The following is a 22,739-nucleotide window of genomic DNA, read 5'->3' as shown; positions in this document are numbered from 1 at the left end:
AGATACGCAAACGTGTGCGTCACCAGAAAACGGCAAATTTTGTGATAAATCCTCAGGCCGCGCGAGCGGTCACCATACCTGGAGTAATAAAGATGCAAAAGCAAGCTGAGTTGTATCGTGGCAAAGCGAAAACCGTATACAGCACGGAAAACCCGGATCTGTTGGTGCTCGAATTCCGCAATGATACGTCAGCAGGCGACGGCGCCCGCATTGAGCAGTTCGACCGCAAGGGAATGGTGAACAACAAGTTTAACTATTTCATTATGAGCAAGCTGGCCGAAGCGGGCATCCCGACGCAAATGGAACGTCTGCTTTCCGATACCGACGCGCTGGTGAAAAAGCTCGACATGGTGCCGGTCGAGTGCGTTATCCGCAACCGCGCCGCGGGCTCACTCGTGAAACGCCTCGGCATTGAAGAAGGGATTGAGCTCAATCCGCCGCTGTTCGACCTGTTCCTGAAAAATGACGCTATGCACGATCCGATGGTCAACGAATCCTACTGCGAAACGTTCGGTTGGGTAAGCCAGGAGAACCTCGCGCGCATGAAGGAACTGACCTACAAAGCGAACGACGTGCTGAAAAAGCTCTTTGACGACGCGGGCCTCATCCTGGTCGATTTCAAACTGGAGTTTGGCTTGTTCAAAGGCGAGGTGACGCTGGGCGACGAGTTCTCCCCGGACGGTGCGCGCCTGTGGGATAAAGAAACCATGGATAAAATGGATAAAGACCGCTTCCGTCAGAGCCTCGGGGGCCTTATTGAAGCCTATGAAGAAGTAGCGCGCCGTCTTGGCGTAAACCTCGACTAACCGCATTTCCTGCCGTTTTCACGCAGGGTATAAGAGCCATACCCTGCGCCTTCCCTGTTTTCCTATGGTAAAGCGCGCCTGAACCACCTACGATCATTATCATAACTATTGAGCGTTATGAGGTCAGAGTATGCGTTGGCAAGGACGTCGCGAAAGCGACAACGTCGAAGACAGACGAAACAGCAGTTCGCCAATGATGGGTGGACGCGGATTCCGCCTGCCCACCGGTAAGGGCGGCCTGGTGTTACTGGTCATTGTGGTCGTGGCAAGCTATTACGGGGTCGATCTCACGGGCCTTATTTCCGGCGGCGCGCCGGTGAGCCAGCAGACGTCTCGCTCTATCAGCCCTAATGAAGACGAAGCCGCGAAATTCACCTCCGTCATTCTCGGCACTACCGAAGAGAGCTGGGGCCAGCAGTTTCAGAAAATGGGACGCGCCTATCAGGAGCCAAAACTCGTGATGTACCGTGGCGCGACCCGTACCGGCTGCGGCACTGGTCAGTCTGTAATGGGGCCGTTCTACTGTCCGGCAGACAGCACTGTATATATTGATCTGTCCTTCTATGACGAAATGAAGCAGAAACTCGGCGCAGAAGGGGATTTCGCGCAGGGCTATGTTATCGCCCACGAAGTGGGTCACCACGTACAAAAGCTACTCGGCATCGAGCCGAAAGTGCGCCAGCTCCAGCAAAACGCGTCGCAGACGGAAGTAAACCGTCTCTCGGTGCGCCTTGAGTTGCAGGCAGACTGCTTTGCGGGCGTGTGGGGCAACGCCATGCAGAAAGAGGGCGTGCTGGATACCGGCGATTTGCAGGAGGCGTTAAACGCCGCGCAGGCGATTGGCGATGACCGCCTTCAGCAGCAGAGCCAGGGCCGCGTCGTCCCGGACAGCTTTACGCACGGGACTTCTGAGCAACGTTACAGTTGGTTTAAACGGGGTTTTGACAGCGGCGATCCGGCCCAGTGCAACACCTTCGGCAATACGCTGTAACCTAAGGCGGCTTTTGTGAATGAGAGTATCGCCACGCTGACGGCGCAAATGGCGCGGGCGGGCGTTCGTCGCCTGCTGGTATTAAGCGGCGAAGAGGCCTGGTGTTCGCACCAGGCGCAGCGGCTGGCAGACAGTCTGCCGGGCGACTGGCTCTGGACGGGAGCGGCACCGGAGATGGCGTTAAATGTCGCAACGGGTGCTATCCCTACTCTGCTGGGGCGTGAATACCTGCATGCCGTGTTCGATGCCCGCAGCGGTTTTGACGCCGCCGCGTTCGCCGCGCTTGCGGGGACGCTGAAGGCTGGCAGCTGGCTGGTTTTGTTAACGCCGCCGTGGCAGGACTGGCCTGAGCGCGTCGATAACGATGCCTGCCGCTGGAGCGACAGCAGCGACCCTATCGCTACCCCCCATTTTATCCATCATCTGCAAACGCTACTGGCGCGCGATCCGGATGTCATCTGCTGGCGTCAGGAACAGCCGCTTGAGATGAGCTCGCGTGAACCTGCGCTGACTGCATGGCAACCCGCTAACGGTGAGCCGCAACAGGAGCAGGCGCGGTTGCTAGCGGAATTACTGGCGATAACGCATGGCGTAACGGTCATTACCGCCGCGCGCGGGCGCGGCAAATCGGCGCTCGCCGGGATGTTCATTCGCACGCTGTCGGGTACGGCGCTTGTCACCGCGCCGACGCGCGCCGCAGCCGATGTCATCGCGGCGCACGCGGGCGAAAACTTCCAGTTTATGGCGCCGGACGCGCTGCTGGCGGCCCACGACAATGGCACGCTTGCGCCCGCCGACTGGCTGGTTATCGATGAAGCCGCCGCGCTGCCTGGCCCGCTGTTACAAAAGCTGGTGCGCGCGTTTCCGGCCACGCTGATGACCAGCACCGTGCAGGGTTATGAAGGCACCGGGCGTGGTTTTTTGCTGAAATTCTGTGCGGCCCTTGAAGGGCTACGTTACCGCACCCTCAATGCGCCCGTGCGCTGGGCACAGGACGATCCGCTGGAGCGGCTGGTGAGTCAGGCGCTGTTATTTGACGATGATGATTTTTCCGTCACGCCCACCGGGACGGTCAACGTTTTCGGCGTCGAACAATCCGACTGGATGACGTCGCCCGCGCGCGTGGCCTCGCTCTACCGGCTGCTTGCCGGCGCGCATTACCGCACATCACCGCTCGATCTACGCCGCATGATGGATGCGCCGAACCAGTCGTTTATCGCGGCCGCCGCAGGTGATGAAGCCGTGGGCGCGCTGTGGCTGGTCAAAGAGGGGGGGCTTAGCCCGGCATTGAGTCAGGCGGTGTGGGCGGGGTATCGCCGTCCTCGCGGCAATCTGGTGGCGCAATCGCTGGCGGCGCACGGCGGCGATCCGCATGCGGCTACTTTGCGCGGGCTGCGTATAAGCCGCGTTGCAGTGCATCCGGGCCGTCAGCGCGAGGGCATCGGCGGCATGCTTATCGCCGCGGCGCGGGCGCAGGCGTTTGACGGCTGCGACTATCTCTCGGTGAGTTTCGGCTATACGCCCGCGCTCTGGCGCTTCTGGGCGCGTTGTGGGTTTAGGCTGGTGCGCTTTGGCAGTCACCGCGAGGCAAGCAGCGGCTGTTATAACGCGATGGCGCTTCTGCCGCTGACCGCGCGCGGCGAGCAGCTTGTCCGCGATGAAGAGCAGCGCCTGGCGCGCGACGCCGTCTGGCTTCAGCGCTGGGTAAATGAACCCCTGCCACTGACTCCCGCTCACCAGGCTACCCTTAATGAAGAGGACTGGTTAGCGCTCGCGGGGTTTGCGTTTGCACATCGTCCGCTTGAAACCTCGCTCGGCCCGCTGCACCGGCTGCTTACAGTAAGCCCACAGGCCTTACAGGCGTTGCGCGGCAGGCTTGAGCAGCGTATGCCTGTTGAGGATTTGTGCCGCGCGTTGCGGCTTTCCGGGCGTAAAGCGCTGCTGGCGGCGCAGCGGCAGGAAACCGCGCTGGCGCTCCGGTCGCTTGATGAGGAACGCGCCGCTGCGTTAAGCGCGCGCGTTTTGCAATGGCAATTTTTCCACTAAGTCCATCAAAACATTGCGATGGTCATCTGTTCAGGCCGGCGTAAACTGGCTGTAACCCATGAGGAGAGTGCCATGAGACATGATCATTTTGTGGTTCAGAGCCCTGAACTGCCTGCCAGACAACTGCTGCTGCTGTTTCACGGCGTCGGGGATAATCCGGTGTCGATGGGAGAGATTGGCCGCTGGTTCGCGCCGCTGTTTCCGGATGCGCTGGTGGTGAGCATTGGCGCGCCCGCGCCGAGTGGTCCGGCACCGGGCCGTCAATGGTTTTCTACAGAAGGCGTAACGGAATCCAACCGGCAGCAGCGCGTGAACGACATTATGCCCGTGTTTATCGATACCGTTCGCCAGTGGCAGCGCGAAAGCGGCGTCAATGCCGCGGCGACAGCGCTGATTGGATTCTCGCAGGGCGCGATTATGGTGCTTGAAGGCATAAAAGCCGAGCCAGGCCTTGCAGGCAGGGTTATTGCGTTTAATGGCCGTTTCGCCGAGCTGCCTGTTTCCGCGACCACTGCCACGACGGTGCATCTGATTCACGGAGAAGATGACGAGGTGATTGATTCCCGTTATGCGCAGGCGGCGGAAGACGCCCTGCTGCGTGCCGGCGGCGATGTGACGCTCGATATCGTAGAAGATCTGGGACATGCGATTGATAACCGCAGTATGCAACTGGCGCTCGATCACCTGCGCTATACCGTGCCGAAGCACTATTTCGATGAAGCGTTAAGCGGCGGGAAACCCGGCGACGACGATGTGATTGAGATGATGTAAGACGCAGCAAAGAAAACGCTCCGTCAGGCAGACTACCTGACGGAGAGAAATAAAAGTAAGCAGGCGCTTACTTTTTTTTCGGCCAGTCGTCTTCGTCGTCCCACTTGTCATTAAAATCGCGGTGGGGCGGCAGTTCCGGGCGGTTATCCATAAACTTCTTATGATCGACCCGTTTTAAATCTTTAATCACGTTCAGCAGTACGCCGAGCAGAAACACCAGCACCAGCACCCACCAATACTTTCCAAGCCATTCCATGACGCTTTCCTCGTTCGTGAAACAACCGTCAGGCGACAAGCTGTTCCATAATGCGTTGATACATACGGGCCAGCAGCTGCAGGTCGGACGCTTTCACGCATTCATTGATTTTATGAATCGTCGCGTTGACCGGCCCAAGTTCCACGACCTGCGCGCCCATGCGGGCAATAAAGCGCCCGTCAGACGTGCCGCCCGTGGTCAGCAACTGCGGTTTAATTTCATTATAGTGGTGAACCGCGTTCACTACCGCATCCACCAGCTTGCCGCGCGCCGTTAAAAACGGCTGGCCGGAGAGCCACCAGTCCAGCGTATAGCGCAGCTGATGCTGCTCCAGTAGCGCCACCACGCGCTGTTTAATCATCTCGTCGGTCAGTTGGGTGCTGAAGCGGAAATTAAACTGCACGTAGAGATCGCCCGGGATCACATTATTGCTACCGGTGCCCGCCTGGATATTGGCAATCTGCATGCTGGTCGGCGGGAAAAATTCATTACCGCGATCCCACTCAATAGCCACCAGCTCATTAAGCATCGGCGCAGCGCGATGTACCGGGTTATCCGCCAGGTGTGGGTACGCCACATGGCCTTGTACGCCGTGAATAGTCAGGTTGCAGGTCAGTGAGCCGCGACGACCATTTTTTACGACGTCGCCAACCACTTCGCTGCTGGACGGTTCGCCCACCAGACAGTAATCCAGACGCTCGCCGCGCGCCATCAGCGCCTCTACCACTTTAACGGTGCCGTGCGTGGCGCTGGCTTCTTCATCCGATGTGATAAGAAATGCCAGGCGTCCGCGATGATTAGGATGCTGCGCCACAAAACGCTCGGCTGCTACGACCATCGCCGCGAGCGAGCCTTTCATATCCGCCGCACCCCGGCCAAACAGCATGCCGTCGCGAATGGTGGGTTCAAACGGTGGGTTGATCCAGCGCTCAACATCGCCGGCGGGCACGACATCGGTATGCCCTGCAAACGCCAGCGTTTCGCCAGTGCCGCGCCATGCCCAGAAGTTCTGCGTATCGCCAAAATGCATCGGCTCTACGGTGAACCCGACGGCGCGCAGCCGCTCTATCAGTAGCGCCTGACAGCCCGCATCATCGGGGCTAAGAGAAGGGCGACGAATAAGCTGCTGCGTCAGCTCAATAACCGGGCAAGACATAACACTAGACCTCGTTAAAATAGTGCTGGTACGTGGATTCGCTAAAACCAAGCAGCATAGGCTTACCCGGCGCGCAGAGCAATGGTCGTTTAATGATTGCCGGCATTTCAAGCATTAACGCGCACGCGCTGTCTGCGTCGGTAATCGCTGCGCGACGCGCTTCCTCCAGCTTGCGCCAGGTGGTGCCGCGCGTATTTAACAGCGGCTCCCACCCTAACTCCACGATGAAGTTATGCAGTAATGATGCATCAAGGCCGTCGGCGCGATAGTCGTGAAACCGGTACTCGATGTGGTTGTTCTCTAACCAGCGACGCGCTTTTTTGATGGTATCGCAGTTTTTTATGCCGTACATCACGACCATATTTGAATCCTTTTGTCTGAAACAGGCTGACTTAAACAAATTATTAGAATAGATAATGAGATAAACGATAGCCTGCTAATATAACTCATCATTCACAATTATGCTTAATGTATATAACCCTGCTGATGCATTTTGAATAACTTTTCATCACTGGCGCACACCATTCCACTGGTCAATTCGCGAAATTGATATTTTTTATAAAAAGAGACTTTATCTAAAACCGCATAGATAAAAACTTTACCAAAAGGTAAAAGTGTTTCGAGAATAGCATCCATTAATTGATGGCCGAATCCCCGGCCCTGATAATCAGGATCGACAACAATATCCGCAACATAGCTCGACCAGGTGAGATCGCTTATCGCATGGGCTGTCGCAACCAGTTTGCCTTCATGAAAACCATACCAACAAAAGGTGCTGCTGTTATAGCAACGCTCAACCTCTTTCGGGTCGCGTGCGCCAAGACCTGCGCGCTCAATTAGCGTGGCAAGTGCGTGCCAGTCGCGGTTTTCAATATTCTGCTCGGTCATAATAAGCATGCTAAGTCATTCCTCAATCGATAAAAATTTCTCGAATATTGTCAGCCGTCACATTATAGACAACTGCTACTCGTCATATTGAATTCAGAGCCGATAACAAATACATGAAGGGAGCTTATCAATACGATTGGTTAAAGTAACTTCACGACGGGCCGATATTTTTATATCATGCAAACAATAATAAGAGAGGGCGTTATGATTGAACATGAACTGGGGAACTGGAAAGACTTTATTGAAGCGATGCTTCGTAAATAAATCCAGCAATAAGCAAGAGCACACGTTTTAATACACACACAGCAGTGATTTCACTCACTGAACATGCCAAAAGGCGACCTTCACAGGCCGCCTTTTTCTCTTTTACGCTTCAGGCGCGGGCTTGAGCGGGAAACGCCTTCTTATCAGCACAAAGAACAACGGCACAAAGAAAATCGCCAGAATGGTGGCAGAGATCATACCGCCCATAACGCCTGTTCCCACCGCATGCTGGCTGGCAGAACCTGCGCCACTGCTGGTCGTCATCGGCAAAACGCCAAAGATAAACGCAAGTGACGTCATTAATATCGGACGCAGGCGCTGGCGGCACGCATCAAGCGTCGCGGCGACGAGATCGCGGCCATGGCTGTTCATCTCGTTGGCGAATTCCACAATCAATATCGCGTTCTTGGCAGAAAGCCCGATGACCGTCAGCAGCCCCACCTGAAAATAGACGTCGTTTTCAAGACCGCGCAGCCAGGTGGCAAGCAGCGCGCCAATCACGCCGAGCGGCACCACCAGCATGACCGAGAACGGTACCGACCAGCTCTCATACAGCGCGGCCAGACACAGGAACACCACCAGTAGCGAAAGCGCGTAAAGGGCAGGCGCCTGCGAGCCGGAAAGCCGTTCCTGATACGACATCGCCGTCCACTCCAGCCCAAAACCGGTCGGCAACTGGCTGACCAGTTTTTCCATCACATCCATTGCCGTGCCGGTGCTGACGCCCGGTGCCGCCTCGCCGACAATTTCCAGCGCTGAATAGCCGTTGTAGCGTTCAAGGCGTGGAGAGCCGGTTTCCCAGCGCGAGGTCGCAAACGCGGAAAAGGGCACCATCGTGCCGGAGTGATTACGCACATACCAGCGGGTAATATCCTCCGGCAACATCCGGTACTTCGCGGCGGACTGCACATAGACTTTTTTTACGCGTCCGCGATCCATGAAGTCATTTACGTAGCTGGACCCCCACGCGGTTTGCAGTGTGTCATTAATATCGTTAATAGAAAGGCCAAGCGCCTGCGCTTTGCGCTGGTCTATATCAATCTGCAACTGTGGGCTGTCATCGAGGCCGTTGTGGCGCACGCGGGTCAGCGACGGCGTTTTACTCGCCATGTCGAGCAGGCGATCGCGCGCCGCCATGAGCGCGTCATGGCCAAGCCCGGCGTGATCCTGCAACTCCATGTCAAACCCGGCGGAGCTGCCAAGCCCGCTGATGGCCGGCGGGCTGCTTGCGAACACGCGCGCCTCCTTAATATGGCGGAAGGCGCGCGTGGCGCGCTCAATAATCGCCTCGGCGCTGCCGCTGTCCGTATCGCGCGCCTCCCACGGATTGAGACGAACAAACATACGCGCCACGTTCTGGCCATTGCCGCCGGGGCCTGAGCCGACGGTAGCGAACACCGAGGCGACGTTGGCTTTCTCTTTCTCAAAGAAATAGCGCTCCACCTGTTGTACCACTTTCAGCGTCTGCTGCTGGGTGGAGCCGGGCGGCAGCTGTACCGAGGTGATAAACATGCCGCGGTCTTCCTGCGGTAAAAACGAGGTGGGCAGGCGCAAAAAGAGAAAGACCATGCCGCCCAGCAATAAAGCGTACAGCAGGATCACGCGCAGGCTGTGCTGAAGGATTTTGCCAACGGCAGATTCATAGCGCAGCGAATAGCGCTCAAAGGTACGGTTAAACCAGCCAAAGAAACCGCGTGAACCGTGATGCTCGCCTTTTTTCAGCGGCTTTAAGAGCGTCGCGCACAGGGCCGGGGTGAGGATCATCGCCACCAGCACCGAGAGCACCATGGATGAAACGATAGTGATAGAGAACTGGCGATAAATGGCGCCGGTGGTGCCGCCAAAAAACGCCATGGGAATAAACACGGCCGAAAGCACCATCGCGATGCCGACCAGCGCCCCCTGAATTTGCCCCATCGATTTACGCGTGGCGGCGCGTGGCGACAGCCCTTCTTCGCTCATGATGCGCTCAACGTTTTCCACCACCACAATGGCGTCATCCACCAGCAGGCCTATCGCCAGCACCATCGCAAACATCGTGAGCGTATTGATGCTATAGCCGAAGCTGTAAAGCACCGCGAACGTGCCGAGCAGCACCACCGGCACGGCGATAGTTGGAATGAGCGTGGCGCGGAAATTTTGCAAAAACAGGTACATCACCAGAAACACCAGCGCGATAGCTTCGAGCAGCGTTTTGACGACATCCGTAATCGAGGCTTTAACAAACGAGGTGGTTTCATACGCCACCTTATATTCCAGCCCGTGCGGGAAGTAGTGCGACAGTTCATCCAGCCTGTCCAGCACCAGTTGCGCGGTCGCCATTTCGTTGGCGCCAGACGCGAGCTTCACGCCAAGCCCTGACGCTGCCTTACCGTTATAACGGCTCAGGTAGTCATATTTCTCAGCGCCCATTTCGACGGTCGCGACATCGCCGAGCCTAACGGTCGAACCGTCCTGATTGACCCGAAGCGTGATCGCACGAAACTGCTCCGGGGTTTGTAATAACGACTGGGCGTTGATAGTGGCGTTCAGGGCCTGATTATCCACAGACGGCGTGCCACCGAGCTGGCCGACCGCAATCTGGCTGTTCTGGGATTTAATCGCGTCGACGACGTCCGCTGTGGTGAGTTGAAAACTGGTGAGCTTGTCCGGGTCAAGCCAGATGCGCATCGCGTATTGCGAGCCATAGGCGTCGATATCGCCCACGCCGTTGAGGCGGCTCAGTGGCTCCTGAATATTACTGGCTACGTAGTCGGCGATATCCTGTTTATCCATGCTACCGTCGGTAGAGACGAACGCGATGGTCAGAATATTAGTGTCACCGGTTTTACGCACCGTCACGCCCTGTGTCTGTACGGCCTGGGGGAGCTTACGCAGCGCGGATTGCAGTTGGTTTTGTACTTGCTGCACCGCTTCATCGGGGTCTGTACCGGCTTTAAAGTTCAGCGTCACCGTCGCCATGCCGGTCGCGCTGCTCTGCGACGACATATACATGAGGTTATCAAGGCCGGTCATATTCTGCTCGATGACCTGGGTGACCGTGTTTTCCAGCGTCTGGGCAGAGGCGCCAGGGTAGCTTGCCGTGATGCGCACATTTGGCGGTGCCAGTTCGGGATATTGCTCAACGGGGAGTGAAAAAATCGCCAGCGTGCCGGTCAGACAAATGAGGATTGCCAGCACCCAGGCAAAAATGGGGCGATCGATAAAAAAATTCGCCATGCGAGTCAGGACCTCTTAAATGCTTCGCGTCGTTATTATTGGTAGCCGCAATCACTTTAGCCCCGGGGGGCAGGGTAAACGTGGAGAAAAAAAGGAGATAATGTAAATTATCGTGCAAAGACGCACCGGCTGCGCCTTACGCGCCCCGGGATTCAAAAAACAGAACGGTCGCCGCTACGCGCGAGCGCACATTGAGTTTGCGCAGTAAATTGCGGATATGGACTTTGACGGTCTCTTCGGAAATATGCAGCGTCGAGGCTATTTGTTTATTCGACAGGCCGCGCGCCACTTCCTGTAACACATCTAACTCACGCTCAGTCAGCAGCGCAAACGGCGACGCGCGCGTCTCTCCGGGCTGGCGCTGCTGTAAATACTCCTCGACCTGCGCGCTGAACACGCCCGTGCCCGCCGCGCCATCACGGATCGCTTCCAGCAACATTTCCGGCTCGCTGTCTTTAAGCAGATAGCCGTCGGCCCCCGCGTCCATCATTGCGAACACGTCGCTTCGCGCGTCAGAGACCGTCAGCACAATAATGCGTGCGCTCACGCCGTCGCGGCGCAGAATATTAAGCGTATCCAGCCCGCTCAAGCCGCGCATATTCAGATCAAGCAGAATGACGTCTGGCGACAGCGCATTCGCCTGTGCGATGGCTTCCGCACCGCTGCTGGCTTCGCCCACAATAAGAAAACGCGCGTCAGTCTCCAGCAATTGCCGTATGCCGCGGCGCATCAGCGGGTGATCGTCGACGATTAATACGTGCCAGGGGGATAGTTGCGACATGCTCACTCCTGTCTACCGTTATCGTTGTTTTCGTTGCGCCTGCATAAACCATAGCCTGTGTGTTGGCTTTCGCGTCTGTTTATGCGGCGATTGGTAAAGCGTAACGCTGCAAGGGCGCGTGCAATCCGAAGAATATCGGCCAAAGCATGCCTGTTCCCCGTGCACGCGGCGCGTCGGGGGCGACAAACGGCGTTTCGGGTCGTACTATTCACCCAACACCAGGCGTTTGTGGAGTCGCTATGTCGTTAAATATCGAACTGATAAAAGATAAAATCCTTTCAGAAAACTACTTTGTCCTGCGCAATATCACCTACGATCTCACGCGAAAAGATGGCAACGTGATCCGCCACAAGCGGGAGGTCTACGATCGCGGCAATGGCGCGGCCGTCCTTTTATATAACCGCGAGAAAAAAACCGTGGTACTGATCCGCCAGTTTCGCGTGGCCACCTGGGTCAACGGCAACCCGAACGGCATGTTGATTGAGGCCTGCGCTGGCCTGCTGGACGACGACGAGCCGGAAGTCTGCATTCGCAAAGAGGCTATTGAAGAAACCGGCTATCGCGTCGGCACCGCGGAGAAAGTTTTTGAGCTGTATACCTCGCCGGGAGGCGTAACCGAACTGCTGCATTTATTCATCGCCGAATATGACGACGCCTCGCGCGCCAACGCAGGCGGCGGCGTGGAAGATGAAGAGATAGAAGTGCTGGAAATGCCGTTTCACGAGGCGCTGGAAAAGGTACAGCAGGGCGTTATTCGTGATGCAAAAACGGTGCTACTGCTCCAGCATCTTCAACTACGAGAAATAATGGCTTGATTTATCTGCATAATCAGAAGTGGTATTTCAGATAAATCTATCCGATAAATCCGATTGAGCCGCCCACGCAGGGCAACGAAGATAGGCGCGTTTCTACTTACCGCTGTTAACGCCCGGGATACGCGCCGTCCATGTTTTTTCGTCTGCTGTCACTGCTTAGCTGTTATCTGCTGTTTGCCTCGCCGCTGTGGGCCGCGCCGGCGCAGAAGATCTTCAGTGACTGGCAGGTGACCTGCAACAACCAGAATTTCTGCTCTGCCCGTAACGTGGGCGACCATCAAGAACTCGTGATGACGCTGACGCGCAGCGCAGGGGCCAAAACCGACGCGACGCTGCGCATTGAGTCAGGCAAGCCGGGAGCCGCGGTCAATAAAGTGCCGCCGCTTGCGCCGCGCCTGCTGCTGGATGGCAAAGCGCTCACGCCTGCGGGTAATAAATGGCGCGCCGCGCCGCGTCGTCTGTTAACCGACGATCCCGCCACTATTATCGATTTTATCGACCAGATTAAAGAATCTTCGGTCATCACCCTGAAAGACGGGCCGGGCCGTCTGTCGCTGGACGGGCTGAAAGCGGCTCTGCTGTTTATTGATGCCCAACAAAAGCGCGTGGGGAGTGAGACCGCGTGGATTAAAAAGGGCAATAACCCGCCGCTCAGCGTACCGCCCGCACCTGCGCTCAAAGGTGTCAAAATCACGAATCCGACGCCGACGCCGCTCTCCCATAATGAACTGAACGAGCTGCTTGATTACGGCACCTGGCGCATGGCGAACAGCCAGTGCTCGCTTGACCCGATGCGCCGTGAAGTGCGTATCTCTGCGCTCACCGACGACACGGCGCTGATGATTATCAGCTGCGAAGCGGGCGCTTATAACACCGTTGATCTCGCCTGGCTGGTGTCGCGCGAGAAGCCTTTCGCTTCGCGCATCGTGCGCCTGCGCCTGCCGTTTATACCTGCCGATAAAGAGCTGGATCTGGAGCTCATGAATGCGAGCTTTGATGAAAGAACCAAAGAACTGACGACGCTTTCCAAAGGCCGCGGGCTTGGCGACTGCGGCGTGGCGACGCGCTGGCGCTTTGACGGCCAACGCTTTCGTCTGGTGCGTTACGCCGAAGAGCCAAGCTGCGACGGCTGGCACGGCGCAGATGCCTGGCCAACACTCTGGGTAACCCACTAATCCTGCTTCTGGCGCGGCCTGTTTTTGCGTATATTCCTGTGGCTTATCATAATCAAACAGAACGGCAGGAAATTTATGGCATTTACACAGGGACTGCGCGCGGTGCTCGGTCTGGCTTTTGCAGGCATGACGCTCACCGCCAGCGCCGCGCTGACAGCGCAGGACGAGCGCGACGCCACTGCGCTTGTTGCACGCTGGAACGACTTTAAAAACCATCCGCAGGCCACGACAGGCGCGCCGCTCTATGGCGACCAGGTCCGCTGGTACGGCAAACCGCTTGCCCGCGATGCAGCGATTGCAGAAAACATCGCGTTCTTACAAAAACATGCCCACTACACGCAAACTATCGTCAGCAATGTGACGCTCACGGAGCAGGAAGGACAGCCGCTCGCGCTACAGGCTACGTTCGTGAAACAGGCGGGGCTTGAGCCGCAGACGCAGCGCAACTATCCGGCGCAACTCACCTTAACAAAGGCGGCTTCTGGCTGGCGTATCAGCGAAGAAACTGACTGGATAACCGAAGCCAACCAACAGAAAACGCGCGATTACCGCCTGGCGGGCGGGCGTTTCAACGGCACGGCGAAAAGCTATGTCTGGCTGACGGCGCATGATCCAAAAACGAACGGTGCGTGCGATGTGAGCGGTGACTGCGACTGTCAGCTCTGGAACAGCGATCCGACCGTGAAACCGGCATCGATCGCCTCCTGTATCAGCGCAAGCGTAGAGACGCTTTCGGGGCTTGATGACAGCGGGCGTGATCGCGTGCTTATCTACCCGGACTGGTGGACCAGCGCCTGGCGCGCCACGTATCTTTACGACATCCAGCAGCAGCAGTGGGTCAAAGCCATTCCGTCGTTTTCGATGAATTTAAATGTGCAGGAAGATGTGGATGGCAAAGCGCTGGTCGCGCGCGATCCGCAGCATCCGGGACAGGTGGTTGTCGCGCAGGCGCAGTGGGATGAGAAAACAGAAGATATTGTGATAAACAAAAGCACCGAGACGCTCAAGGTGCTGAAGTAAGACGCGTACGCCGGAAAGTCAGTTGGAAAGTAAAAAGCCAGCCCCCTGGGGCTGGCTTTTTTACAGGCTTATTTGCCAAGTACCTTGCGGGCTTTCTCGACCACGTTTTCGACCGTAAAGCCGAAGTACGGGAAGAGTTTTTCCGCTGGTGCAGATTCGCCATAACCGGTCATCCCGACGATAGCGCCTTTCAGTCCGACGTATTTGTACCAGTAGTCGGCGATACCCGCTTCCACCGCCACGCGGGCGCTGACGTCAGACGGCAGCACCGATTCACGGTACGCCTCATCCTGCGCGTCAAACACATCTGTTGAAGGCAGCGACACCACGCGCACCGCCACGCCGTCGCCGCGCAGTTTTTCAGCCGCCTGGACGGCAATTTCCACCTCTGAGCCAGTGGCAATCAGGATAAGATCCGGTTTGCCGCCTGCGTCTTTCAGGATATAACCGCCACGCGCCACATCGTTAAGCTGCTGCGGCGTGCGTTCGATCTGCGCCAGATTCTGGCGAGACAGGATCAGCGCCGTCGGGCCGTTGTGACGCTCGATAGCGGCTTTCCAGGCGACTGCGGTCTCTACCTGGTCACACGGGCGCCAGGTGCTGAAATTCGGCGTCAGGCGCAGGCTCGCGAGCTGTTCAACCGCCTGGTGCGTCGGACCATCTTCCCCAAGACCGATAGAGTCATGGGTGTAGACCATTATCTGACGCGCCTTCATGAGCGCTGCCATACGCGCCGCGTTACGGGCATATTCGACAAACATCAGGAAGGTCGCGGTGTAGGGCACAAACCCGCCGTGGTGGGCGATGCCGTTTGCGATAGCGGTCATACCGAATTCACGCACGCCGTAGTGAATATAGTTACCCGCCGCGTCCTCTTTTAGCGACGTCGAACCAGACCAGATAGTCAGGTTGCTGGGCGCGAGATCCGCTGAGCCGCCGAGCAGTTCCGGCAACATCGGGCCATAGACGTTAAGTGCATTCTGGGACGCCTTACGGGAGGCGATTTTCGCGGGCTCCGCCTGCAGTTTTTCAATGTACTGCTGAGTGGACTGCTGCCAGTTTTCCGGCATTTCGCCGCCCATACGACGGTTGAATTCCGCTGCCAGTTCCGGGTGCGCCTGCTGGTAGGCGGCGAATTTCTCGTTCCAGCTCGCTTCCGCCTGCTGGCCTTTTTCTTTCGCATCCCAGCCTTTATAAACCTCGTCCGGAATCTCAAACGCAGGATAGTTCCAGCCCAGCTGTTTGCGGGTCAGCGCCACTTCTTCTTCACCGAGCGCCGCGCCGTGTGATTCCTCTTTGCCCGCTTTGTTCGGCGAGCCAAAACCGATAACGGTGCGACAGATAATCAGCGACGGCTTATCGGTCACCTGTTTCGCTTCTTCGATAGCGCGCTTAATGGCCTCTGGATCGTGGCCGTCAATTTCATGCACCACGTGCCAGTGATAGGCTTCGAAACGTTTAGCAGTGTCGTCGGTAAACCAGCCTTCGGTTTCGCCATCAATCGAGATGCCGTTGTGATCGTAAAAACCAATCAGCTTGCCAAGACCCAACGTGCCCGCAAGCGAGCAAACTTCGTGAGAAATCCCTTCCATCAGGCAGCCATCGCCCATAAACACGTAGGTGTTGTGGTCGACAATCTCGTGGCCAGGGCGGTTGAACTGCGCCGCCAGGGTTTTCTCGGCGATAGCCAGGCCGACTGCATTCGCGAGGCCCTGACCGAGTGGCCCGGTCGTGGTTTCGACGCCCGGCGTATAGCCGATTTCCGGATGGCCCGGCGTTTTTGAGTGCAGCTGACGGAAGTTTTTCAGCTCTTCCATCGGCAGGTCATAGCCTGAGAGATGCAGCAGGCTATAGAGCAGCATTGAGGCGTGACCGTTGGAAAGAATAAAGCGGTCGCGGTCATACCAGGTCGGGTTCGTCGGATTGTGCTTGAGAAAACCGTTCCACAGCACTTCGGCGATATCGGCCATGCCCATCGGGGCGCCGGGGTGGCCGGATTTGGCCTTTTGTACCGCATCCATGCTAAGCGCGCGGATGGCGTTGGCTAAAAGCTGATGAGACATATTTCTCTCCATGGCAAAAGTTAAAGTTTGGCGGCAAGCAGATCTTCAAGTGAACGCTGGTCGACCGCAAACTGGCGAATGCCTTCAGCCAGTTTTTCGACCGCCATCGGGTCCTGATTATGTTCCCAGCGGAATTCCGCTTCAGTCATCGGTGCCGGGCGGCTAAAGCCCTGCGAGGCCGGGATAAGCTTACGGTCAACCGGCGCGTCGCTTTCCTGAAGTTCTTTGAGCAGGTTAGGGGAGATAGTCAGACGGTCACAGCCGGCGAGCGCCAGGATCTGCTCGGTGCGGCGGAAGCTCGCGCCCATCACGATGGTCTGGTAGTTGTGCTGCTTGTAGTAGTCGTAGATGTTACGTACTGACTTCACGCCCGGATCTTCATCAACAACATACGGATCCATCGGTTTGCGGGTGTTGTACCAGTCATAAATACGGCCCACGAACGGGGAGATAAGATAGACACCCGCTTCAGCGCAGGCACGCGCCTGCGCAAACGAGAAGAGCAGCGTCAGGTTGCAGTGGATCCCCGCCTTTTCCAGCTCTTCGGCGGCGCGAATGCCTTCCCAGGTCGAGGCGAGCTTGATAAGAATGCGTGATTTATCGATCCCCTGATCCTGATAAAGCTCAACCAGACGATGCGCCTTGGCGATGCTTTTCTCTTTGTCGAACGACAACCGCGCATCGACCTCGGTAGAAACGCGTCCCGGCACGCTTTTCAGAATTTCCGCACCCACATTGACCGCCAGTTTGTCACTCGCTTCAGCGACTTTCTCTTTCTGCGTACTGCCGCGTTTTTTGCCGTATTCCAGCGCATCCTCAAACAGGTGCTGGTAGTGCTCAAGGCTTGCCGCCTTTAGCAACAGCGAGGGGTTTGTCGTGGCGTCTTCAGGCTGATAGCTACGAATGGATTCAATATCGCCGCTGTCGGCGACAACGGTAGTGAACTGCTTAATGCCATCGAGTTGGTTCATTTTGCTACTCCTTGAAAAGCAAAGATTTTATGGGGCGCTGTCAATGTCGCCCGCCGGGATCTCATCAGGGACATAACAAAAAAGCATAGCAGACGCACATAGCAATGCTTTCCCGAACAGGCAACATCGCTGCTATAAATTGATAACATCAAGGGGTTGCATGACGCAGAGTTTGGCAGTCTTCAAAGTTTGCCAGCCTCTTAAGGGCGATACTGACGGCCCGGTGAAGCGTGCATGCAACCCGCTTCGTACCCTGCAAAAAGAAAAAGGATCAGCACAATGGATGAACAACTAAAACAAAGCGCGCTCGATTTTCATGAGTTTCCGGTCCCGGGCAAAATTCAGGTTTCCCCGACAAAACCGCTGGCGACACAGCGCGATCTGGCGCTTGCCTACTCGCCAGGCGTGGCTGCGCCGTGTCTGGAGATAGCCGCCGACCCGCTGGCGGCCTATAAATACACCGCACGCGGCAACCTGGTGGCGGTTATCTCTAACGGCACCGCGGTGCTGGGCCTTGGCAACATTGGCGCGCTGGCCGGTAAGCCCGTGATGGAAGGCAAGGGCGTGCTGTTTAAGAAATTCGCGGGCATTGATGTGTTTGATATCGAAATCGATGAGCATGACCCGGACAAAGTGGTTGATGTCGTCGCGGCGCTGGAGCCGACTTTCGGCGGCATCAACCTGGAAGATATCAAAGCGCCGGAATGTTTTTATATTGAGAAAAAATTACGCGAGCGCATGAACATTCCGGTGTTCCATGACGATCAGCACGGCACTGCCATTATTTGTACCGCCGCGGTGCTGAACGGCCTGCGCGTCGTGCAGAAGAATATTTCCGACGTGCGGCTGGTGGTTTCCGGCGCGGGCGCCTCCGCCATCGCCTGTATGAACCTGCTGGTGGCGCTCGGCATGCAGAAGCGCAACATCGTGGTGTGCGACTCTAAAGGCGTTATCTACAAAGGTCGTGAAGAGAACATGGCGGAAACCAAAGCCGCCTACGCCATTGATGATAACGGCAAGCGTACGCTTGGCGAGGTGATTGAAGGCGCTGATATTTTCCTTGGCTGTTCCGGCCCGAAAGTGCTGACCCAGGAGATGGTCAAGCTAATGGCCGATTCGCCGCTTATTCTGGCACTCGCCAACCCGGAGCCGGAAATCATGCCGCCGCTCGCCAAAGCTGTGCGACCGGACGCCATCATCTGTACGGGCCGTTCGGACTTCCCAAACCAGGTGAACAACGTGCTGTGCTTCCCGTTCATCTTCCGTGGCGCGCTGGATGTCGGGGCGACTGCCATTAACGAAGAGATGAAACTCGCGGCGGTGCATGCCATCGCGCAGCTCGCGCACGCCGAGCAGAGCGAAGTGGTGGCGTCGGCGTATGAAGATCAGGAGCTGTCGTTCGGCCCCGATTACATCATTCCGAAACCGTTCGACCCGCGCCTTATCGTGACTATCGCGCCAGCGGTGGCGAAAGCGGCGATGGAGTCCGGCGTGGCGACGCGCCCCATTGAAGATTTCGACGCTTATAAAGACAAACTCACCGAATTTGTCTACAAAACCAACCTCTTTATGAAGCCTGTGTTTAACCAGGCGCGTAAGGATCCGAAGCGCGTGGTGCTGACCGAAGGCGAAGAGCCGCGCGTGCTGCACGCCACTCAGGAGCTGATTACGCTTGGGCTGGCGAAGCCGGTGCTCATTGGCCGTCCGGGCGTTATTGAAATGCGCCTGAAAAAGCTCGGCCTGCAAATGGAAGCCGGGAAAGATTTCGAGATCGTGAATAACGAATCGGACCCGCGTTATAAAGAGTACTGGAACGAGTACTACAGCATCATGAAACGCCGCGGCGTCACGCAGGAGCAGGCGCAGCGTGCCGTTATCGGCAACAGCACGGTGATTGGGGCCATCATGGTGCATCGTGGTGAAGTGGACGCGATGATTTGCGGCACGATTGGCGATTATCACGAGCATTTTAGCGTCGTTCAGCAAATTTTCGGCTACCGCGACGGCGTGAAAGCCGCCGGGGCGATGAATGCGCTGCTGCTGCCAAGCGGCAACACCTTTATTGCCGATACCTATGTCAACGACGATCCAACGCCGGAACAGCTTGCGGAAATCACCGTGATGGCGGCGGAAACGGTGCGTCGTTTCGGGATCGAGCCGAAAGTGGCGCTGTTATCGCACTCGCACTTTGGTTCATCGGATTCGCCTGCCGCCAGCAAAATGCGCGAGACGTTACAGCTTGTGCGCGAGCGTGTGCCGGAGTTGATGATCGATGGCGAAATGCACGGCGACGCGGCGCTGGTGGAGAGTATTCGTAACGATCGAATGCCGGACAGCCCGCTTAAAGGCTCCGCCAATGTTCTGATAATGCCGAACGTCGAGGCGGCGCGGATCAGTTATAACCTGCTGCGCGTTTCAAGCTCCGAGGGCGTTACCGTCGGGCCGGTGTTGATGGGGGTGGCGAAACCCGTGCATGTACTGACGCCCATCGCGTCCGTGCGCCGTATCGTCAATATGGTGGCGCTTGCGGTCGTGGAGGCGCAAACCAACCCGTTGTAAGCATGAGTATTGAGGTTATGCCGAGGGCGGGTGGCGCAACGCTTACCCGCCACTCTTTGACTTGCAGCTCACGCAGCCTGCTTTTCTCCCTTTCTTTTGTGGGAAAGGGCGGGTGAGGGGGCCGTTATCGTCGCCCGAGCGGCACCACAAGCGGCGTACCCGCGACCGGATCCTCAATTATCATGCACCGTAACCCGTAGATAGCCTCAATAAGCGACGCGTCTACAATCGCTGAGGGCGCGCCCTCGGCGATAATCCTGCCGTCGCGCAGCGCAATCAGATGGTTTGCGTAACGGCACGCCTGATTCAGATCATGCAACACGGCGGCGAGGGTATACCCTTGCTCGCGGTTAAGCGCGCTCAGAAGCTCCAGCAAATCTATCTGATGGCTGATATCAAGCCAGGTCGTCGGCTCGTCGAGTAGCAGAATCGACGTCTCCTGCGCCAGCACCATCGCAATCCAGGCGCGCTGCCGCTGACCGCCAGAAAGCGTATCGACGCTTTGATCGGCAAGGGGGGTCACGCCGGTGGCGGCCATCGCCCGCTGCACCGCACGCTCGTCTTCCTCGCGCCAGCGGGTAAACAACGGCTGGTGCGGGTAACGGCCGCGCGCCACCAGTTCCTGCACGGTAATATCTCCCGGCGCGCTGGCGTTTTGCGCAAGCAGCCCGACGCGTTTGGCGACTTCTTTCGTGGCGAAGCGCTGGATAGCCTCACCATCCAGATGAACCTGTCCGGCAAGCGGCTTCATCAGACGGCTTAACGTGCGCAGCAGCGTCGATTTTCCGCAGCCGTTCGGGCCGATAATCGCCGTGAACTTTCCATCCGGAATAGCCACATTCAGCCCTTCCGCTACGCGAAAATCGCCATAGCCCAGCGTGAGCGCGTCACCGGTTAAACGTGAGGTTGTGGTCATCTCTTGCGTGACTCCTGTATCAACAAGGCGATGAGATAAATCCCGCCGAGGCAGACCGTAACAGTCCCCACCGGCAACTGGTAAGGCGTGAACAGATATTGCGCACACTGGTCGGCTGCGAGCAGCAGCAGCGCGCCGCAGAGCGCCGCCTGGGTTAACCCGAACCGCGCGGTGCCGCTAACGCGACGGGCAATATGCGGCGCGACCAGCGCGATAAAAGAGATGGGGCCTGCCATTGCCGTCGCGCCCGCGGTCAGTATCACACCCGTTAGCATCAGCAAGAGTCGCGAGCGCTCGACAGACACGCCGAGCGCGCAGGCAGTGTCATCGCCCATCTCTAAAAGCCGCATCCGTCGCACCAGCAGCGCGCTCGCGCCAAGTGCCAGCAGCAACAGCGGCGCGGCGGGCAGTGTTTTCGCCCAGGTGATGCCATTGAGCGACCCGGCGTTCCAGAGCCCTGCAGAGAGCGCCGTCTCAAGCGATGCCTGGAGCAACAGCCAGGTGTTAAACGCCACCAGCATGGCGCGCACGCCGATGCCGATAATGATCAGACGGAACGTATCGATTCCGTTACGCCAGGCGAGCAGCCAGACGACAAACGCCGTCAGCATGCCCCCGGCCATCGCAGAGAACGCGATGGCTGTCTGATGCTGGCCCGCAAACACCATCGCCACCAGTACGCCGCTCCAGGCGCCGGTGTTAAAGCCCATGACGTCGGGGCTGCCTAAAGGGTTTCGCATCAGCGACTGAAAAATCGCGCCGCTCACACCAAGCGCTGCCCCCAGCAACAGGGCCATTGCCACGCGCGGCAAACGCCACTCGGTCACGATAAGCGAGACATTACGCGGCGCATCGCCGGTTAACGCGCTGAGCACTTGCGCCGGGCCGAGCGTCACCGCGCCCTGCGTCAGCGCCCAGACGCCAAGCCCGGCGCACAGGCTTAACGAGAGAAGGCAGAAGAGCGTCAGACGGGGTGAGAGAGCTTTCATAGCGAGGCTCCCCCGCGCCGCTGGCGCACCAGATAAATGAGCGCCGGCGCGCCGATGAAGGCACTCACGACCGATACCCGCAATTCGCCCGGCACTATCAGGCGGCCAATGATATCGGCCAGCAGCAACAGCGAGGGCGTAGCAAGCAGCGTTACCGGCAGCGACCAGCGGTGATCTGCGCCCACCAGCCAGCGCGCCAGATGCGGCATCATCAACCCGATAAACGCGATGGGGCCGACCACGGCGGTCGCGCTGGCGCACAGCAGCGTAATGGCGATAAGACCCAGCAGCTGTGTTCGCGCCACCCGGCTTCCCAGCGCCGTGGCGGTGTCTGCGCCCATGCTTAAATTATTCAGCGCGCGGCAGAGCAGCAGCGCGATAACCACGCCGGCCGCCACCACCGGCGCGATCGCTTTCAGCGTAATAAACGTGCGGATATCAAGCGAGCCCGCCTGCCAGAAGCGCAGCTGGTCATACACCATGGGGTTTAGCAGCGCAATGCCGCCAGAAAGCCCCTCCAGCACGGCAGCGAGTGCCACGCCCGCGAGCGTCAGGCGCACCGGGCTAAGCTGACCGCCGCCCGCGCTGCCGGTAAACGCCACTACCAGCGTGGCGAGCAGCGCGCCGCACAGGGCCAGCGCGAGGATCGCCATCGGCCCGCTAAGACCCCACACCGCAGCGCCAAGCACAATGGCAAAACTGGCGCCGGAATTGACGCCGAGCAGGCCCGGATCCGCGAGCGGGTTGCGGGTCAACGTTTGCATCAAGGCGCCCGCAAGCCCGAGCGAAACCCCGGCGACGATGCCCGCGAGCGTGCGCGGCAGACGCGCATCAAGCACGATAGTGCAGTCTGCGCTGCGGCAGGTGCCTCCGAGGGCGTCCATCACAAGGGAGAAGGGCAGGGATTTGGCGCCCGCCAGAAGGCTGAGGGCAACCATCAGTAATAGCAGCAAAAAGAGACACAACAGGACAACCATCCTGGTGGAAAAGCGCGAGGCCGACATAACGCACATCCTGAAACCGATAATGATAGTTATTATCACTCTTATCTGG

20 protein-coding genes are annotated in these 22,739 nt (G+C 57.8%); 9 read left to right on the top strand and 11 right to left on the bottom strand.

Annotated features, from left to right (window positions below; all coding sequences use genetic code 11):
* Positions 1-92 precede the first annotated feature (92 nt).
* The 4 genes from purC to ypfH all read left to right on the top strand — a co-directional run bounded on the left by purC (position 93) and on the right by ypfH (position 4,614).
* Positions 93-806: a phosphoribosylaminoimidazolesuccinocarboxamide synthase gene (purC, locus tag AFK62_RS14565; RefSeq protein ID WP_007672248.1), complete on the top strand. Its 714-nt coding sequence runs from the start codon at positions 93-95 to the stop codon at positions 804-806.
* 130 nt (positions 807-936) lie between these two features.
* The gene (gene ypfJ, locus AFK62_RS14560; protein ID WP_071884332.1) at positions 937-1,797 is read left to right on the top strand and encodes a KPN_02809 family neutral zinc metallopeptidase; all 861 of its coding nucleotides are present in this window, start codon (positions 937-939) and stop codon (positions 1,795-1,797) included.
* Positions 1,798-1,845: 48 nt separating this feature from the next.
* The gene (locus AFK62_RS14555; protein WP_162830457.1) at positions 1,846-3,843 is read left to right on the top strand and encodes a tRNA(Met) cytidine acetyltransferase TmcA; all 1,998 of its coding nucleotides are present in this window, start codon (positions 1,846-1,848) and stop codon (positions 3,841-3,843) included.
* Between the two features lie 72 nt (positions 3,844-3,915).
* Complete coding sequence (ypfH, locus tag AFK62_RS14550; protein ID WP_007672243.1) at positions 3,916-4,614, top strand: esterase; 699 nt, start codon at positions 3,916-3,918, stop codon at positions 4,612-4,614.
* 67 nt (positions 4,615-4,681) lie between these two features.
* On the opposite strand, the gene AFK62_RS14545 is transcribed toward ypfH, so the two are convergent.
* From AFK62_RS14545 to AFK62_RS14530, 4 genes are all read right to left on the bottom strand, one after another.
* Entirely contained in the window at positions 4,682-4,870 is a 189-nt protein-coding gene (locus AFK62_RS14545) for a YpfN family protein (RefSeq protein WP_007700459.1), read from the bottom strand.
* A gap of 28 nt (positions 4,871-4,898) precedes the next feature.
* The gene (gene dapE, locus AFK62_RS14540) at positions 4,899-6,026 is read right to left on the bottom strand and encodes a succinyl-diaminopimelate desuccinylase (protein WP_007672239.1); all 1,128 of its coding nucleotides are present in this window, start codon (positions 6,024-6,026) and stop codon (positions 4,899-4,901) included.
* Between the two features lie 4 nt (positions 6,027-6,030).
* On the bottom strand, positions 6,031-6,387 hold the full coding sequence (locus AFK62_RS14535) for an ArsC family reductase (RefSeq protein ID WP_007672230.1): 357 nt from the start codon (positions 6,385-6,387) through the stop codon (positions 6,031-6,033).
* Between the two features lie 104 nt (positions 6,388-6,491).
* Positions 6,492-6,923 (bottom strand): GNAT family N-acetyltransferase, encoded by a 432-nt coding sequence (locus tag AFK62_RS14530; protein ID WP_007672226.1) that lies wholly within the window; start codon positions 6,921-6,923, stop codon positions 6,492-6,494.
* A gap of 195 nt (positions 6,924-7,118) precedes the next feature.
* Between AFK62_RS14530 and ypfM the strand changes: the two genes are divergently transcribed.
* A complete protein-coding gene (gene ypfM, locus AFK62_RS22270) occupies positions 7,119-7,178 on the top strand; it encodes a protein YpfM (protein ID WP_100207200.1) in 60 nt (19 codons plus the stop codon).
* Between the two features lie 102 nt (positions 7,179-7,280).
* Here ypfM and acrD read toward each other — a convergent pair whose 3' ends face one another.
* Together acrD and narP are read right to left on the bottom strand one after the other, a co-directional pair.
* Positions 7,281-10,397: a multidrug efflux RND transporter permease AcrD gene (acrD, locus tag AFK62_RS14525; RefSeq protein WP_007672224.1), complete on the bottom strand. Its 3,117-nt coding sequence runs from the start codon at positions 10,395-10,397 to the stop codon at positions 7,281-7,283.
* A 136-nt stretch (positions 10,398-10,533) separates the two neighbouring features.
* A complete protein-coding gene (gene narP, locus AFK62_RS14520) occupies positions 10,534-11,178 on the bottom strand; it encodes a nitrate/nitrite response regulator protein NarP (protein ID WP_007672221.1) in 645 nt (214 codons plus the stop codon).
* Positions 11,179-11,417: 239 nt separating this feature from the next.
* Here narP and nudK point away from each other — a divergent pair, with 239 nt between their 5' ends.
* From nudK to AFK62_RS14505, 3 genes are all read left to right on the top strand, one after another.
* On the top strand, positions 11,418-11,993 hold the full coding sequence (nudK, locus tag AFK62_RS14515; RefSeq protein WP_007672218.1) for a GDP-mannose pyrophosphatase NudK: 576 nt from the start codon (positions 11,418-11,420) through the stop codon (positions 11,991-11,993).
* Between the two features lie 131 nt (positions 11,994-12,124).
* Positions 12,125-13,168, top strand: coding sequence for a DUF1176 domain-containing protein (locus AFK62_RS14510; RefSeq protein ID WP_007672215.1), 1,044 nt, complete (start codon positions 12,125-12,127; stop codon positions 13,166-13,168).
* A gap of 75 nt (positions 13,169-13,243) precedes the next feature.
* The gene (locus AFK62_RS14505) at positions 13,244-14,188 is read left to right on the top strand and encodes a hypothetical protein (protein ID WP_007672211.1); all 945 of its coding nucleotides are present in this window, start codon (positions 13,244-13,246) and stop codon (positions 14,186-14,188) included.
* A gap of 68 nt (positions 14,189-14,256) precedes the next feature.
* Here AFK62_RS14505 and tkt read toward each other — a convergent pair whose 3' ends face one another.
* Together tkt and tal are read right to left on the bottom strand one after the other, a co-directional pair.
* Positions 14,257-16,251 (bottom strand): transketolase, encoded by a 1,995-nt coding sequence (gene tkt / locus AFK62_RS14500; RefSeq protein WP_007672204.1) that lies wholly within the window; start codon positions 16,249-16,251, stop codon positions 14,257-14,259.
* A gap of 20 nt (positions 16,252-16,271) precedes the next feature.
* Positions 16,272-17,222: a transaldolase gene (tal, locus tag AFK62_RS14495; protein WP_007672201.1), complete on the bottom strand. Its 951-nt coding sequence runs from the start codon at positions 17,220-17,222 to the stop codon at positions 16,272-16,274.
* Between the two features lie 279 nt (positions 17,223-17,501).
* On the opposite strand from tal, the gene maeB reads away from it, so the two are divergent.
* Positions 17,502-19,781, top strand: a complete 2,280-nt coding sequence (gene maeB / locus AFK62_RS14490) for an NADP-dependent oxaloacetate-decarboxylating malate dehydrogenase (protein ID WP_007672198.1) — start codon at positions 17,502-17,504, stop codon at positions 19,779-19,781.
* A 124-nt stretch (positions 19,782-19,905) separates the two neighbouring features.
* Here the strand turns inward: maeB and fepC are convergent, their stop codons facing one another.
* The 3 genes from fepC to fepD are packed head-to-tail and all read right to left on the bottom strand — an operon-like array spanning position 19,906 to position 22,690.
* Positions 19,906-20,697: an iron-enterobactin ABC transporter ATP-binding protein gene (gene fepC / locus AFK62_RS14485; RefSeq protein ID WP_053531983.1), complete on the bottom strand. Its 792-nt coding sequence runs from the start codon at positions 20,695-20,697 to the stop codon at positions 19,906-19,908.
* Positions 20,694-21,686, bottom strand: coding sequence for an iron-enterobactin ABC transporter permease (fepG, locus tag AFK62_RS14480; protein WP_007672194.1), 993 nt, complete (start codon positions 21,684-21,686; stop codon positions 20,694-20,696). The genes fepC and fepG overlap by 4 nt, the downstream gene beginning before the upstream one ends.
* On the bottom strand, positions 21,683-22,690 hold the full coding sequence (gene fepD / locus AFK62_RS14475) for a Fe(3+)-siderophore ABC transporter permease (RefSeq protein ID WP_007672192.1): 1,008 nt from the start codon (positions 22,688-22,690) through the stop codon (positions 21,683-21,685). Before fepD ends, fepG begins: the two co-directional genes overlap by 4 nt.
* Between the last annotated feature and the right edge of the window lie 49 nt (positions 22,691-22,739).

This window comes from Cronobacter condimenti 1330, assembly GCF_001277255.1.
Lineage (GTDB): Bacteria > Pseudomonadota > Gammaproteobacteria > Enterobacterales > Enterobacteriaceae > Cronobacter > Cronobacter condimenti.
This window is presented reverse-complemented; position numbering and strand designations above follow the sequence as displayed.